At 50.2% G+C, this 14,597-nt stretch carries 14 protein-coding genes and 1 tRNA gene; 1 reads left to right on the top strand and 14 read right to left on the bottom strand.

Annotation, left to right across the window (positions count from 1 at the left end; translation table 11 throughout):
• The 7 genes from IKB43_01610 to IKB43_01580 form a co-directional block, all read right to left on the bottom strand.
• On the bottom strand, positions 1 to 746 hold a 746-nt coding region (locus IKB43_01610), incomplete at its 3' end, for a radical SAM protein (GenBank protein ID MBR2468840.1).
• A gap of 19 nt (positions 747 to 765) precedes the next feature.
• Complete coding sequence (gene tgt, locus IKB43_01605) at positions 766 to 1,902, bottom strand: tRNA guanosine(34) transglycosylase Tgt (GenBank protein ID MBR2468839.1); 1,137 nt, start codon at positions 1,900 to 1,902, stop codon at positions 766 to 768.
• A gap of 50 nt (positions 1,903 to 1,952) precedes the next feature.
• Positions 1,953 to 2,036 (bottom strand) — tRNA-Leu (locus tag IKB43_01600).
• Between the two features lie 189 nt (positions 2,037 to 2,225).
• Positions 2,226 to 3,605: a UDP-N-acetylmuramoyl-L-alanine--D-glutamate ligase gene (gene murD / locus IKB43_01595; GenBank protein MBR2468838.1), complete on the bottom strand. Its 1,380-nt coding sequence runs from the start codon at positions 3,603 to 3,605 to the stop codon at positions 2,226 to 2,228.
• 277 nt (positions 3,606 to 3,882) lie between these two features.
• The gene (gene secG, locus IKB43_01590; GenBank protein MBR2468837.1) at positions 3,883 to 4,299 is read right to left on the bottom strand and encodes a preprotein translocase subunit SecG; all 417 of its coding nucleotides are present in this window, start codon (positions 4,297 to 4,299) and stop codon (positions 3,883 to 3,885) included.
• Between the two features lie 45 nt (positions 4,300 to 4,344).
• Positions 4,345 to 5,106, bottom strand: a complete 762-nt coding sequence (locus tag IKB43_01585; protein ID MBR2468836.1) for a triose-phosphate isomerase — start codon at positions 5,104 to 5,106, stop codon at positions 4,345 to 4,347.
• Between the two features lie 177 nt (positions 5,107 to 5,283).
• Complete coding sequence (locus tag IKB43_01580) at positions 5,284 to 5,724, bottom strand: hypothetical protein (protein MBR2468835.1); 441 nt, start codon at positions 5,722 to 5,724, stop codon at positions 5,284 to 5,286.
• Between the two features lie 85 nt (positions 5,725 to 5,809).
• On the opposite strand from IKB43_01580, the gene IKB43_01575 reads away from it, so the two are divergent.
• Positions 5,810 to 6,793 carry a hypothetical protein gene (locus tag IKB43_01575; GenBank protein ID MBR2468834.1) on the top strand — a complete coding sequence of 328 codons (984 nt, stop codon included), beginning with the start codon at positions 5,810 to 5,812 and terminating at the stop codon, positions 6,791 to 6,793.
• On the opposite strand, the gene IKB43_01570 is transcribed toward IKB43_01575, so the two are convergent.
• The 7 genes from IKB43_01570 to IKB43_01540 form a co-directional block, all read right to left on the bottom strand.
• The gene (locus IKB43_01570; protein ID MBR2468833.1) at positions 6,713 to 7,471 is read right to left on the bottom strand and encodes a hypothetical protein; all 759 of its coding nucleotides are present in this window, start codon (positions 7,469 to 7,471) and stop codon (positions 6,713 to 6,715) included. The two genes, IKB43_01575 and IKB43_01570, sit on opposite strands and share 81 nt — an antisense overlap.
• A gap of 183 nt (positions 7,472 to 7,654) precedes the next feature.
• Positions 7,655 to 9,475 carry a M23 family metallopeptidase gene (locus IKB43_01565; GenBank protein ID MBR2468832.1) on the bottom strand — a complete coding sequence of 607 codons (1,821 nt, stop codon included), beginning with the start codon at positions 9,473 to 9,475 and terminating at the stop codon, positions 7,655 to 7,657.
• 140 nt (positions 9,476 to 9,615) lie between these two features.
• The gene (locus IKB43_01560; GenBank protein MBR2468831.1) at positions 9,616 to 10,110 is read right to left on the bottom strand and encodes a helix-turn-helix transcriptional regulator; all 495 of its coding nucleotides are present in this window, start codon (positions 10,108 to 10,110) and stop codon (positions 9,616 to 9,618) included.
• Positions 10,107 to 10,529: a hypothetical protein gene (locus IKB43_01555; GenBank protein MBR2468830.1), complete on the bottom strand. Its 423-nt coding sequence runs from the start codon at positions 10,527 to 10,529 to the stop codon at positions 10,107 to 10,109. The genes IKB43_01560 and IKB43_01555 overlap by 4 nt, the downstream gene beginning before the upstream one ends.
• Positions 10,530 to 10,712: 183 nt before the next feature.
• A complete protein-coding gene (locus tag IKB43_01550; protein ID MBR2468829.1) occupies positions 10,713 to 11,429 on the bottom strand; it encodes a hypothetical protein in 717 nt (238 codons plus the stop codon).
• Between the two features lie 2 nt (positions 11,430 to 11,431).
• Positions 11,432 to 12,409, bottom strand: a complete 978-nt coding sequence (locus IKB43_01545; protein ID MBR2468828.1) for a PD-(D/E)XK motif protein — start codon at positions 12,407 to 12,409, stop codon at positions 11,432 to 11,434.
• 3 nt (positions 12,410 to 12,412) lie between these two features.
• Positions 12,413 to 14,596 (bottom strand): hypothetical protein, encoded by a 2,184-nt coding sequence (locus IKB43_01540; GenBank protein ID MBR2468827.1) that lies wholly within the window; start codon positions 14,594 to 14,596, stop codon positions 12,413 to 12,415.
• Position 14,597: the final 1 nt, after the last annotated feature.

The following is a 14,597-nucleotide window of genomic DNA, read 5'->3' as shown; positions in this document are numbered from 1 at the left end:
TCTAACCCGTGGCAGGTTCCCTGTACATATCTCTCGTCTCTCGCCTCTCGTCTCTCGTCTAACCCGGGCCATTCAAAGCGGGAGTCTTGGTGCAGGTAGAGCCTGCCCTGGACGGGAAAGCTCTTGTGACGGCTACAGAAATGTTCCGGGTCCAGAACGTCTTTGCTGTCGAGGCCGAATGTCTGTGCGACCCGGGCAACCATCAGGCGGTTCCAGCCCCGCTGGCGGTCTGCGTCGGGAAAGTCTCCCGCGTTCCAGAGCCTTAGATTGAGGTACAGGTCGGGGCGCTCTGCAAGGGCCATCCGGCAAAAGTCCAGCACGTCTTGAAGGTAGGGCTGAGCCTGGTCTGGCCCGAGTTCCCCGTAGGCGTGGGTGGAAAAGTTCACCTGCCGGAGTGCCCCGCTTTGCAGCAGGTGCTTGCCCACCCGGGCGATTGTGGAGCCGTTGGTGGTCAGGTTCAGCTTCAGCGGCGTAGATTCCAGCGCCTTCAGGTAGTGTACGAATCCGGGGTGGAGCGTGGGCTCTCCCAAAATGTGGAAATAGACGTTTTCGGCATGGAGGGCCGCCTGCTGGATACACCGTTCGAAAAGGGCGGAATCCATGAAGGTGCGGTGGGCGCCAGAACTTGTTGGCGCATTTTTTGCGACAGTTTTGTCACACGACGAATGAGCCGATTTTCCGCAGGGGCAAAAACTGCAGTTCAGGTTGCAGGCGTCGGTAATCTCGATGTAGATGGAGTTGAGCAAGACTGGGCCTGGCTGGTGGTTACTGCAAGTCCCGCTGCAGAATTTCGCACTGTTCCTTTTTCCACTCCTCAAAGGTGTCGTCGGCGATGTGCCGTTTGGCCTCCCGCATCAGGTGCAGGTAAAAATGCAGGTTGTGGATGCTGGCCAGCGTAAACCCCAGGGATTCCCCGGCGTGGTGCAGGTGGCGCAGGTACGCCCGGCTGAAGTTCCGGCAGCAGTAGCAGTCGCAATTGGGGTCCACGGGCTTGTCGAATTCTTCGGCATGGCGGGCGGCCTTGTAGCGCAACACGCCTTCGCTGGTAAACAGCATGCCGTTGCGGGCATTGCGGGTAGGCATCACGCAGTCGCACATGTCCACACCCCGCTCGATGAGTTCCAGCAGGTTCCAGGGCGTGCCCACGCCCATCACGTAGCGGGCATGGTCTTGGGGCAGGATGTCGGTACAGAAATCCGCTATTTCGTACATGGTCTCGGTGGGCTCGCCTACGGAGAGGCCTCCCATGGCAAATCCGTCGGGCCCGAGTTCCGCGATGCGTTCGATGGCCTGTTGCCTCAGATTCTTGTGCATACCGCCCTGGATAATTCCGAAGAACTGCTGGTCGTAACCGTGGATGGGCGGATGTTCCCCCAGCCATTGCATGGCTTCCGCTGTCCACTTGAGGGTGTAATTCAGGCTGTGTTCCGCCTCTTTGGCGGTGCTGGGGAAGGGGGTGCACTCGTCCAGGGCCATGATGATGTCGGCGCCGATTTCTCGCTGGGCGTTCATGACGCTTGCGGGGCTAAAGAAGTGTTTCGAGCCGTCCAGAATGCTCCGGAATTCCACACCTTCGGGAGTAATCTTGCGCAAATCCTTCAGGCTCCATACCTGGAATCCGCCGCTGTCGGTAAGTACCGGGCCGTCCCAGGCCATGAACTTGTGGATGCCCCCTGCCTTTGCGATGCGGGGCGTGGTGGGGCGCAGGTACAGGTGGTAGGTGTTGGCGAGGATGATTTCTGCCTTGATGTCCTTCAGCTGGGCGGGGGTTACCGCCTTGACGGTGGCTTCGGTACCCACCGGCATAAAAATCGGCGTGGTTACGTCGCCGTGGTCGGTATGGACCACGCCCAGGCGGGCCTTGGATTTCTTGGATGTCTTTAGCAGTTCAAAACGGTTCACATCCGCAAATTTAGAAAAAAGAAAACCCGGCGGTTAAGCCGGGTCTCTTCTGCGGTCGGACAGACTTGAACTGTCATGAGATTGCTCCCACTAGCACCTCAAGCTAGCGTGTCTACCAATTCCACCACGACCGCGTGGTCCTTAATGGAACGGGTCAAATTTAGATTAAAGTGACCCGCTTGTAAAGGGGGAGGGCGTAAAAATTGAAAATTTTTACGCAGTTACTGGGGCCGCTACGCGGCAGTTACGAGTTCTGAGTTACTAGTGTTGCGTTTTTCAAGAAGTTTCTTGATATAAGACAATCTAGTAACTAAGACTACGGCTTAGCCATATTTTTCCACCAGCCTGTCGAAGGCCTTTCCCCGTTCCTTGTAGTTCTTGAACAGGCCGAAACTGGCGCAGGCGGGGCTCATGATGACGATGCCGCCCTTGCCGATGGACAGGCTGTCCTGGAAGGCCTCTTCCAGGGTGGGGAAGATGGCGGCCTGGATGCCGCTCCCGTTTTCGCCTGCCGTATCGAGGCCGGCCTGCGACAGGGATTCCAGCATGCGTTCGGCGGTGGCTCCGATGAGGGCGATGCGCCGTAGGTTCGGGCGCTCTTTTACGAGGATGTTCGATAGTTCGGTAAAGTCCGCGTTCTTTTCAGAGCCGCCGAGGATCAGCGCGAAGGGGCGGTCCATGCTGGCGGTGGCGGCGATGGTTGCGTCGGGGCGGGTGGCGTAGCTGTCGTTGAAGAACTCGATGCCACCTTTTTCGCCCTTGAATTCCATGCGGAAGGGGAGGGTCTCGTAGGTCTTGAGGGCCTCGAGGGCGTCCGCCACCCGGATTCCCAGGGCCTTACAGGCAAGCGTCGCCGCCGCCATGTTTTCTAGCTGGTAGATTCCCCGCACCTTGCAGTCGGAGAGGAACAGTTTTTCGCCGTCGATAGTCAGGGTGGCGCCTTCGATGACGGCGTCGCCTTGGCCTGCACTCGGGCCGTCGGCCAGGGCGACGGCGTACTTTGTTCTGGCAGGGCTCTCAGAAGCGATTTTGGCGGTGGGGGCTGCGTCCTTCAGGTACACGCAGGCCCCGTCCCGCTTTTGCCAGCGGACCAGGTTCGCCTTGGCGTCGCGGTATTCCTCTACGGTCTTGTGCCAGTCCAGGTGTTCGGTAGAGACCCGGAGCACTACGGCCACGTCCGGCGAAACGGACAGGGTCATGAGCTGGAAACTGGAAAGCTCCAGAATGCTCACCCGGTCGGCGGTTTCTGTTTCCAGCAGGTCCAGGGCGGGCACGCCGAAGTTTCCGCCAATCTCGTTGCTCACGCCGCACTTGGTCAGGATGTGGCTGATCATGCTTACGGTAGAACCTTTGCCGAGGGTCCCGGTGACGCCTACCGTCTTCTTGGACTTAGTTTGTTCTAAAAACAGCTGGATCTGGCTGGTCATGAGACCGCCGTTCATCTGGAACTTGAACAGTTCCTGGCTCATGGGGTAAACCCCAGCGGAGCGCACCACGGTCACGCAGTCCTTGAGCCCGTCCAGGTAGCCCTCTCCGCTGAAGGTCTTCACGTTTACGCCCTCGGGCACGGCAGGCAGGTTCACCGGGTTCTTGTCCATGACTACGATGTCCTTGATGCCCGTGCGGACCAGGTAGTTGAAGGTGCTCTGGCCTTCGACGCCAAAACCTAAAATGCCAACGGGAGCGACCAATGTATTCTGCATATCAAAACCTCTGGGGAGAAAGGTAGAAAAGAGGTATGAGGTCGGCTTGCTTTGCAAGCCTTTGAGCTGTGAGGTCGCACTTGTAGTGCTTTGAGTTAAAATATGGCGCCAACGGCGCGACCATAAAACCACAAAGGCGCGAAGCGCCGCACTCACTCCTCAGAGGGCCGAAGGCCCGACCTCATACACTGCGGCTTTGCCGCAAAAAAATCCACCCCGCAAGAGCAGGGCGGACTTCCATAAGCGGTTGGACTGTCGGGATTGCTCCCGCAAACACTTACTCTGCGGCGGGTGCAGCGGCAGGCGCTTCAGCCGGGGTGGCGGGAGCGACGTCGGCAGCAGGAGCCTCGGCGGCAGGAGCCGCAAAGTCACCGGGCAGGGCCGGAATGGTGGGAGCCTGCTGGGCGGCGTTTTCGCGGGTCGCCTTCTGCATCGAAGATTCTTCCACAGCCTGGTCCTGCTTGGCAGTAATCAGGCCGAGGGCGAACACCACGATAAAGAACAGCACGGCCACGCCGCGGGTGAGCTTCTGGATGAAGGTGGCAGCACCTGCAGTGGAGAATGCAGACTGAGAAGTCATTCCGCCGAGACCTGCAAGGCCTCCCATCTTGTCGTTCTGCACGAGCACGAGCAGCATGAGGAACAGGCAGAGGAACACGTGGAGGACGATACCAATCCAAAAGAGTGTTGTCATAGTCTTTTACCTTAGGTTAAATGTTTGTGGCTTTGCCGCAGCGTCTTAGCGGGCTTCGGCAGCGTCGATGATACCCTTGAAGGTGTCGGCCTTGAGGGCTGCACCGCCGATGAGGCCACCGTCGATGTCCTTCTGGGCCAAAAGGCCGGCAGCGTTACCCGGCTTCATGGAGCCACCGTACTGGATGCGCATGCCTTCGGCAACGGCTTCGCCGTAGATTTCCTTGACCACGGAGCGGACGAAAGCCTGGGTGTCCTGGGCCTGTTCGTCGGTAGCGACCACGCCGGTACCGATTGCCCACACGGGTTCGTAGGCCAACACGCACTTAGCGGCGTCTTCGGCGGAAACGTCCTTGAAAGCGCCCTTGACCTGGGTGCTGAGAACGGATTCCAGCTTGCCGCCGTTGCGTTCGTCGAGGGTTTCGCCGATGCAGATGATGGGCTTGATGCCGGCGGCGAGGGTCTTCTTGACCTTCAGGTTCACGGTTTCGTCAGTTTCGTGGAAATACTGGCGCTGTTCGGAGTGGCCGATGATGATGTAGTCGGCGCCGATTTCCTTGACCATGTCCACGGAAACCTTACCGGTGAATGCGCCCTGGTCCTGCCAGTGGATGTCCTGGATGGCGAGCTTCACGTTGGTGCCCTTGATCACGTCGGCGACCTTGGCGGCGGCGAGGTAGGTGGGTCCGATGACCACTTCGGTCTTCTTCACGTCCTTGACGGCTTCAACGATGGCCTTGGCGAGTTCAACAGATTCGCTCACGGTCTTGTTCATTTTCCAGTTACCAGCGATGATATACTGACGCATAGATACTCCTTGGAGGGTTTAAATTTAACGGGCGTAAAGTTAGAAAAAAATGACCGCAAGGGGTAGTCCGGCGTGGCATTTGGCTGTAAAAAAGGCGATGCCCGCTCAAGGCGGGCATGACAAATATAGCCGGAGGGTGCAAAAATCCCGGCCTCTAGGCCGGGACGATTGCTCAAATTAGTAGTTGCTGGACTTGCTGGAAGTGGGAGCCGGGGAGCCGCCGTAGCGGTCGCCCTCGATCTTCACCAGGATCCATTCCTCTTCGTAGCCCTTGAGGCGGGCTTCGTCGGGGTGCTTCCAGAAAAGGCGGGTAATCAGGTTCCCTTCGCGGGTGTAGTATTCCCACACGCTGGTGGAATCGTCGGTCTTTTCGTGGTCAGGAGGTCCCCACAAAAGGTTCACCATGTCGTTGGTCATGCCTTCTTCGATATAGCCCTGCTTGAACACGTCTTTCAGGCGCTTGTCGATGCCCATGCTTTCCTTGATGGCGAAATATTCACGTTCGTATTCCTTGCGGCCCTCGCCACGTTCGATAAGGACCGGAGAGGAATAGCGGCTGGCGCAGCTCCAGAACAGCATGGCGGAGAGCCCCAGGAGGCAAATATGTGCGAGTTTCATAGATTCTCCTATAAAGATTTATTTGCCCCTAATAATAAGAATTTGTGGAGCAAAAGTGGCAATTATTTTTATTTTTTTTGCTGAAATGATTGCGATTCGCATGACATTGGCCCGTTTTCTCATGGCGCTTGCGGTGTTTGCCGCACCGGCCTTGGCCAGCGACTTCAACCAGAGTGCCCAGAACGGCTTCAGGTATGGCCCCAACCTGTCGTGGCGGCTCATGGGCAACACCCCCTTCGTGTGGGGGCAGTGGCTGCCCCAGGCCGAAGGTTCGCTACGCTACACTTGGCTTGAACCCCTGGATAGCTTGAATTACGGCGATGCCTTGGGCGTTACGCCCACCTACCTGAAAATGGCGGCCTCCTTGGAAGTATCTCCTTTTTATGGCGGTTATACTGCAGGTCTCGGCCTTAGGCCGCTCAGGACGAACCCCCAGCTGGAGGTGTCGTTCATGTACGAGAGCTACCTCTACTTCAATTCCAACCTGGAAATGGTGACATCTGATGTGGAAGGTTCCGGCAAAATTGCGGAAACCTGGAATGCCGACTACATCTCCGACAATGTGCGGCAAAACGATTCTGCGGCCTGGGACTACTCCCAGCTGTTCGACTTTGGCGCTTCGGTGGAATACTTTTTCAAGGCAGGTTCCCTGCTGGGAGTTGGCATCCATTACGTGCTGTCGGACATCACTACGGACTTTGAGGCCAAGAGCTACGACTACAAGCGAAACATGCCCATATTCAACAGGGATTTCTTGATGGAATTGCAGTTCTACGGTCGCCTGGCCTTCAACGAATACTTTGCGGGCGTTTTCGAGACGAACTACCTACGCACAGGTTATCTGCGCAAGGGTGGCTCCGTAGAAAAGGAATCCCTGGGTTACGGGATAATCAAGGCTGGTCCGCAACTGTCCTGGAACAGTGGGCTGAACAGCGTCACGCTGCAGTTCGGCGGTTGGAAACGGCACAAGTCCAGGTTCTACGACGGCTCAGTTGCGCAGGAGTTCCTGGTTCAGCTTGAGTATGAGGGGTATTTTCCGTTTCCCCTCTCCCGGAACTTTTCGGAATAAACCGTTGAACCCGTTCTTGTAGCGGGACTTTATGGGGTCTTCTTTCAGGGCCTCGGCGGTGTAGGCGGAACGCACCCAGAGATCTCCCCGGTATTTTTCGCTTGTAAGCTTGATCAAGGTCGGAAGCCTCGTTCCCGAAAAGTCCTTCCATTGCCCGATTCTAAAAAGCCTGCTTTCTTTGTAGGCGCCCCTCATGGAGACGCTGTCCGGTTCTTCTAGCCGGTTGACGGACATGGACCACCACATGTTGGAAAGTGCGGTCGAGAGGACGGTGGCGGGCTGCTCCGTAGTGTCCTTGCAGAGGAACGCCCCGTTGGCGAGGAGCTCCAGGTCGTCTAGCCTGAGGGGGGTGTTGCCGATGGTTTCCCGCAGGTGGTGCAGCCCCAGCTGTCGCTTGATTTTCGGGTTCTCGAATTCCATGTAGCGGTAGGACCCCGCGGTAATAAAACGGAAGGGCTTGGCGTTTGGGAAACTCACGTAGAAAGTGTCCAGGGCCTCCGGATGGTGCCGCCACTGGATGTCCATGCTGGTGCGGCTCTTGGCCTCGTTTACGAACCGGCCTTCTACGTTTACCACCAGGTCCTTGTCCAAAAGGAAATGCGGGCAAAGCTCCTGGGCAAAGGCTCCGGAACAGGCCAGGGCCACTGCGAAGATGAATTTTGTAAACGAGAGACGCATGAAGTGCAAATGTAGTTACTAGTTGATAGTTTCTAGTTACTAGTATAGAAATAAAGAAGACGTTTTATTGTTTTTCTAGCCTCTAAAACCTATTCTGTTTTTCCGCAAGCGGATCCTCACCTTCGTGAGGATGACACCTCTTGTCCCCAGCGGCACTACTACCTCATAACTCACAACTCACAACTACCTCGGCACTACCACGTCGAACTCGGCCTTGTTGTGGGCTTCGTCTTCCAGCTGGATGTGGAGCTTGTCACCTTTTTTGAGGCGGCGCCCGTCCAGCACGATTTCACGGGGTTCGGAATCGTATTCGGTAGGAATCCAGTTGCCGTTCACGGTGGTCTGTATGGAGTTGCCGTTCTCGAATCCGTCGTAGCGGAACAGGGTCGGGATGCGCAGCACGTCCTGTTCCTTGCCCAAGATAAAGGACTTGCCCCAGTAGGGCGTGCCCAGGGTGGGTGCGGTCTTGTTCAGGATGTTTGCAAGGTCCCGGAGTTCGTTCACCTGGGCGCAGCGCTTGCTTGTGCCCTCCTGCTTGCTAAAGATAAACCAGCGGCGGCTGGTCTCGCCCAGCCAGTAGAGCGGTGCGGATTCCTTGCCGGGGTCCAGGCAGACTTCCCAGCTGCCCGTAAAGTGGAGACCCTTGGGGTGGAACTCGTAAAAATCCAGGCTGTCGGTGTGGGTCTTGGTGACGGCCAGCACCTGGGTTTCGTTACCGAAGGCGCTGCGGAGCTTGGTAATCTTCTGGGAAATGGCGATGCTGTCCAGGGTCGTGTTCCACTGCACGGTCTTTTCGTTTTGGTGCACGGCGTGCATGGCGATGGTCCCTGCCTTATGCCCGATGAACCTGGCCTTGGGGAACTTCTGGACGATTTTCCCGAGAGTGGTTCCCCGGTGGGGGAACGCTTTGCACAGGTCCTCGTCGAGGATGTTCTTGGAGCTGTCCATCACCGAGAACTTTTGGCCCTTGTCGCAGAGGGCGAGGTCCAGCATGCTTCGGCTCATGAAACTGTACAGGGGAGATTCCTGCACCTGCTTTTGCAATATGGGGGAGTTAGCCACACAGGAATCCTGGAAGGTGAATTCCCGTGAAGTTTTTCGGCCCACCATGTCTTCTACTTCTACTCGGTACTTGGAGCCAGCCTTCAGGGCGGCATCTACAAAGTGCCAGTCCCCGGCGGTGTCCGCCTCTTCGGCCCACAGCAGTTCCGTTCGGATTTTCAGCATGTTGCCGTAGGTCAGGGTGTCCTGGATTTTTTCGTAGGCCTTCTTTTTGCCCTCCCACAGGGTGAGCCTGCGGATAGACATGGGATTCTCCTTGGGGTGGCGGCTGTAGTCGGCAATTTTTATCGCCAGGTAGGCCTTTTCCTTTTTCCAGCCGGGGTATTCCACACAACCCTTGTCCAGGGCCTCCGGGCCGGTGACGGTCATGTCGTCTTTTTGCCACACGGCCATGCCGAAAATTTGCGGGTCCAGGGTGTCGCCGCAATAGACTCCGTTTCTGCAGGGAGAAATCACGTTGTTCTTGCCCTGGCGGATTTCCAGGTGCAGGTGGGGGTTACCGATGCCGGTACTACCGGAAAATGTCAGGGTGTCGCCCTTCTTGTAGGGAGCGTTCGGTTTCAGGGTGACGTTGTTGCTCTTTTTGCTGAACTGCTCTGCGATATAGAGGCTGTCCAGCTTGCCGAAACTGCTCTGGTGGGCAAAGACCCAGGTCTTGCCGCTTTCGCCCTTGAAGAACATCACCTTGCCGTAAAAGAAGGGGGAGACCCGGATTTCTTCGACCTTGCCGTTTTCGGGAGCGTAGACGACCCAGCCCTCTTCCATAAGGGTGGAGTAGTCCACGCCGGCGTGGTAGCGGGTGCCGCGGTTCTCGCCGAAGGAGGAGGTGAGGTAGGCGTCTTTCTGGAAGGGGGAATAGACGGGCTCTGCGGCAGTAGCGAGGCTTGCAGAAGTGGCGCCCGCAAGGCACAGGGCTTGGAAAATGTTCTTGGATAAGCGCATGTAAAAAAGTTAGAAAAAGCGGGGCAAAAACTTTTTTGCCCGTCGCCTGTTTTCTACTGCATCATGACGAAAAGGATACGGTTGGAATCCTTGTCAAAAGACACGGGACGCGTACATTGAATTTCAGAATCACAATGCTGTCAACCCCGCGAGTTCTTCTTTTTTGCCCTATATGCGACCTTGCGTTCGCCAACGCAGTTCAAGGCCAGCGTTTTGTTCATGTAGTTCGCGCGTTCTAGTTCTATTGCGTTGCGCAGAATGCTTGTAAGAAAATCGTTAGGACTTGAGCCGGCCTCGGTCGCCAACTTTCGTACTGTTTCTTGCAAGTCGTAAGGAACTTGGACGGTCATGCTCTTCATTGGAGTTATGTACAGTTCGCCACCGACGGCCTCCGACATCTTCAGCAACTGCTTGTACGAAGGGTTCGTTTTCAAGGATGCAATACGCGAGATAGCGCTTTGCGTCGTGCCCATCTTGTCGGCGACATCTTGCTGCGTGAGCCCCAAGGAATCTTTCAGGAAATCAAAATCCGTCAGGAAGGCCGACAGCGCCTCGTATGTCTTGGAGTACAAATCCAGACCATCGTCTTCTTTTTCGAGCGAAGACATAAAATCGATGACTTGATTCTTTTTCATTGCATAACTCCCTGTTTGACAAGTTCTCTGTATTGCTTCAGTTTTGCAAATGCTGTCCCGAGTTTCATCGGTTCCTTTTTGTGTTTCAATTCCGCGCATAACAAAATGAGCGTGCTGATTTCGTTTATTGCCGTACAGAAATATATTCTAAAAACTCCGCCTTTCGCCTGCTTTGGAATTCGCATCTCGTACAAGCCATCATATTCCTTCGGAAACTTGTAAATTTGTTCATTCAGCAAAAAAGGCGACAAATCCATAACAGCAGAAAGGACCTTCAGAAAACTCTTGACCCGTAGATATAGGTCGGGGCGGTGCCTGGACAAATCCTTTATTTCTTTGCCGACATCTCCTACTTCGTCTTTGGGTTCTGCTTTTTCTGTCTCAAAAAATTGCACATTCGGAAAGAACTTGAACTTCATATACTAAATATAGCATATTTGCTATATATTAGTCAATATTTTTTTGAAAAAAAAAGAAATTTTCTAATGAGGAATTAGTTCTGCAAGTTCGTTTTGCGCAGCGGGGTTGTTTGCGTAGTTCCGCATGACGGATTTCATGTCGAGGAGAATGCAGTGAATTTTGTGAACTTCAGTACCCAAATGCTATTTTGACAAACAATACTTTTTGACAATATCGTTCCATTCCTTAAACAACATTCCAGGATAAGCCGATCCAAAAGCATTGGAACATTCCGACACAATTGTCAAATGACTTTTTTGTGCAACTAGCATTTCATCAACGAGAGCTTTTACCATTTCATCATCATTAACATTTCCTAACCTGCCTTCAATTTCAGAATTGGAAACATCTTCGTCACTTTCATCCTTGTTATTTTCAACTTCGAGTAAATTGGGAAAGTGAATTTCAATCATTTCAAAGAATCGCGGAATATCGCACCTTTTGAAAAGTACATACACATCACCATTTGTCAAGCGAGCCTCAACGACATTTCCTGCAGTAACAGAATCTTGAATATTTTGTCGACAGAAAAACGATACATACGTTTTTTTGTTCAGTCTTGACTTCGCTTTTATTGGGTCCCAACAAACAAAAACATCGTTGCCAACATCATATCCTATAAACAGAAATCTTTCATCGGCTTCTATTTTTTCAAATTCTTCTCGCTGAGGAAGTTGAGCTCGCGTAGTATTCAAAGGATAGGGCGTTCCAGCATAGCTCACACATTTGAAACAAGCTACATATTTTAAACCATTAAACTCAAAACGAAGAACTTCTGTTTTTTCTATAGACGAAAAACTTTCGTTCAATGCAGATATAAAAATGTCAATCAATTCTTTGCTTTTAGGATATTTAGTCATAATCACAAACTCCCATGTAGCAAGCCTTTCATCGAATTTCGTTCAACATCTATAACATTTGAAAAATCTACTGAAAAATGCACATTAGACACACCTTGTGGAATGCAATCCGGCGAAATCGAGGGAACATCTTTGTAATCATAAAATTTAAGTGAATCTACAGATTGCATATAATCATAGCATATGGAGCTAATTTCGCTTAAATGCGTTCCAATCGTAGAAACGATCACCTCTTTTAATCTGATTGCAGAATCTCTATCTTTTATCTTATTTATGATTTTTTCTTCTAAATCAAACAAAGAACATCCGGCTCCAGTTTTTGTCATCTGAATCGAGGCTATAATTAACTGAGACTTTATATTTGGATTCAACTGCTCTATAGCGAACAGATGCGAACGAATCTGTTTGGTTGTTGACTTAACCTCTATTTTATCGGAACCATCATTAAAATCGTATTTATCCATTGGGCTAATATGCCAAGACTTTATCAAATAATCAGGATTACTTGATTGTTCAATTAGAAGCATTTCTGCCCACAGTCCTTGAATTGTTTCGGCAGATATTGTCGGGATATTTGTAAACAAACGTGTTATTTTAGCGAGTTCTATTGCCAACTGCCTCGTTGTCGGTTGTTTCGGAAGTTGTTCTAGAATGAGGGCAATCACATCAAGAAAATATTTTATTAAATCATCTTCTGAATCCTTCATTATAACCATACAATATTTTTTATCGGCAATCAGTTTGTTATTTACAGAAAGATTGCATTTTTGGTTAAAAAGTACGTCAATAATTCGAAGATGTATGTTTGCTACATTTGGAGCATCCGAGCATTCAATGAAAAAAACGGGAGAGCCATTTTCAGAACACCCTAATTTATGTCCATTATTTTTTGAAACTGGCGCTACCTTATAAGCATCTGCAACTTCTACTATAGAGTTTCTTAGTTCTTCAAATTTTTGGAATAGGTTAGCCAATTTCATAAATTACGCATCCTCATCTTCTTCGTCGAGCGATATATAATCTTCTCCAATTTTCTCTGGATAATATATTGCAATGTTATACAAGTCAGTCACATCTCTGTATTTTACAGATGATATATCTTTATTCTTAATTAAAATATGATGTAATTGAACACAAATCGTATCATCGGTTTTTACAGCCTTGTCGCCAGGGTAGCTACCATTTGCCGCACGACCTTCTTGTAAGTTATTCGGGATGTCACCATCTAATTTACGCTCGCGCGTATTGCCGCAAGCAATGTCATATACATTCACATATGAGATTTTCCCGTTTTCCGCCAAATAGTTTAAGTATTGGATTGTTGCTATTTTACGAGCTATATTCGGCAAATCAGAATAAACAATTCCTTTGAAGAAGGAAATAAAATTTTCAATAGAGACTTTCGCAACATTATGGTTTCTCATAGGATTTTTATAGTCAAAATCCAATACCCAATTATCTATGCGATTTCTAAAGGTTTCAAACCTTTCCTTATTTTCATTACATTTATACAAAGAGCGAAGTTGCCGCCACCCATTCATCTTGCTTCGTATCAACCTAGAAGACAGGATATTTGCTCTCGTGGGTTTCAACAAGGGGCTCATGACCATTGTTTTGTATTGTTTTGCAAATTCTTTTAAAGTCTTACATTGCTTTAAATTTGTCCTCAGCATCTCTTCATGGTCAACATATGCATTAAACTCTCCAATGCTCTTTCGGGAAAGATATATGCGAATAATATCAGAATATTTCTCTTTATACCCAAAGAATCGACAACGCTGTTCAATAGTGTCGGCAGTGGCCCTTCCAACCGGAGATCTAGGCATATAAGTCATTGACAAATGCTCAACCGTAAAACCACGATTCAACATATCTGCACCGACAAGAATATGTGCGCAAGAAGATTTCCAATCAATTTCTTCGTTAGAATTTCCCTGTATCAAATAGGTCTGCCTATTTTTCAATACTTTGGGCATTTTATCTAAGACATCTTCAAAAGAAGGCTTATTTTCGACATACTTTGACATTTCTTCATATGCAGCACGGATTTTCAACTGAAATGCCGGCCACGCAATATCAGAAGGTCCATCGCGAAACATTTGAATCCATTCACTAATGGTATCGTCCGTCCATTGTTTAAATTTTTCATTTGATTTGGTATTACCATCTATATGAACCATCATCGACAAGTAATCCAATCTTTTCTGAATTCTCACAACAATTGCAACACTCACAAAAAATTGCATTAACGCTTTATCAAATGATTCTGGCTTATCAGGCAATGGATTTCTTCTGCTATGATAGATTTCGTCATCAGGGATTTCTATCACATACTGCCGATCATTACTTTTAAAGAAATATTTTCCTCCAGTATATCCTTTCCCTTCCGTTAAAACTGTATGGTATTGTGGAGAAAGGATGTCATTATTATCAATCAAAAACGCAGCTTGAGGGGTGGCTGTATACTGAACATAAGAGTGGCAAGGTAGGGCATTTTTTAAATTGTTTATACTAGTGTAGGTTTTACTGTATTCATCGTCTTCCCAATCTTCTTTTGTCGAATTCTGCCTTGCATATGTATTAAAACTTGATTGGTCTGCCTCGTCATCAATAATCAACACAGCTTTTTTATCCAAGAGATGTTCAACCTCTACATTTCTTAAAACATCAGACAACGCATTTATATGCTTGTAATGTTTTAAAATAGGCAACAAAAGAGTATAATCTTCTTCTTGGACATAGTCTTTGATTACAGAAACAGAACACTTACCGTCAGGAATAATTTTAAAATAGTCACTACTATCTTCGATCATTCTGATATCAGAGCACAATCTTTTGTAGGTCTGATCTTGCAGGTTTGTTTTAGTTCCCGTAAGATAAATAACCATTTTAAACCCGTTATCGGCAGCAAGGGCGGTCAAAACCGTAAACGACATTGTTTTTCCGCTTTGAACGTAACCAACAGCGATATTTGTAATGCAATCATTCTTCCCAGAAAAAATGCAGTGGCTAAGAATGTCCTGAGCCTCAGAAATAAGGATTGCCTTACCATCATCGTCAATATTCTCGAAAGAGTTTACTAAACTTATAGTTTTCGGTCCAACCTTGGGTTTAGTCAAAAAAATCTTTTCATCATCTAATAGGACCTTAATGTATTCTTCACTCATT

It is taken from the genome of Fibrobacter sp. (assembly GCA_017503015.1).
GTDB lineage: Bacteria > Fibrobacterota > Fibrobacteria > Fibrobacterales > Fibrobacteraceae > Fibrobacter.
This window is presented reverse-complemented; position numbering and strand designations above follow the sequence as displayed.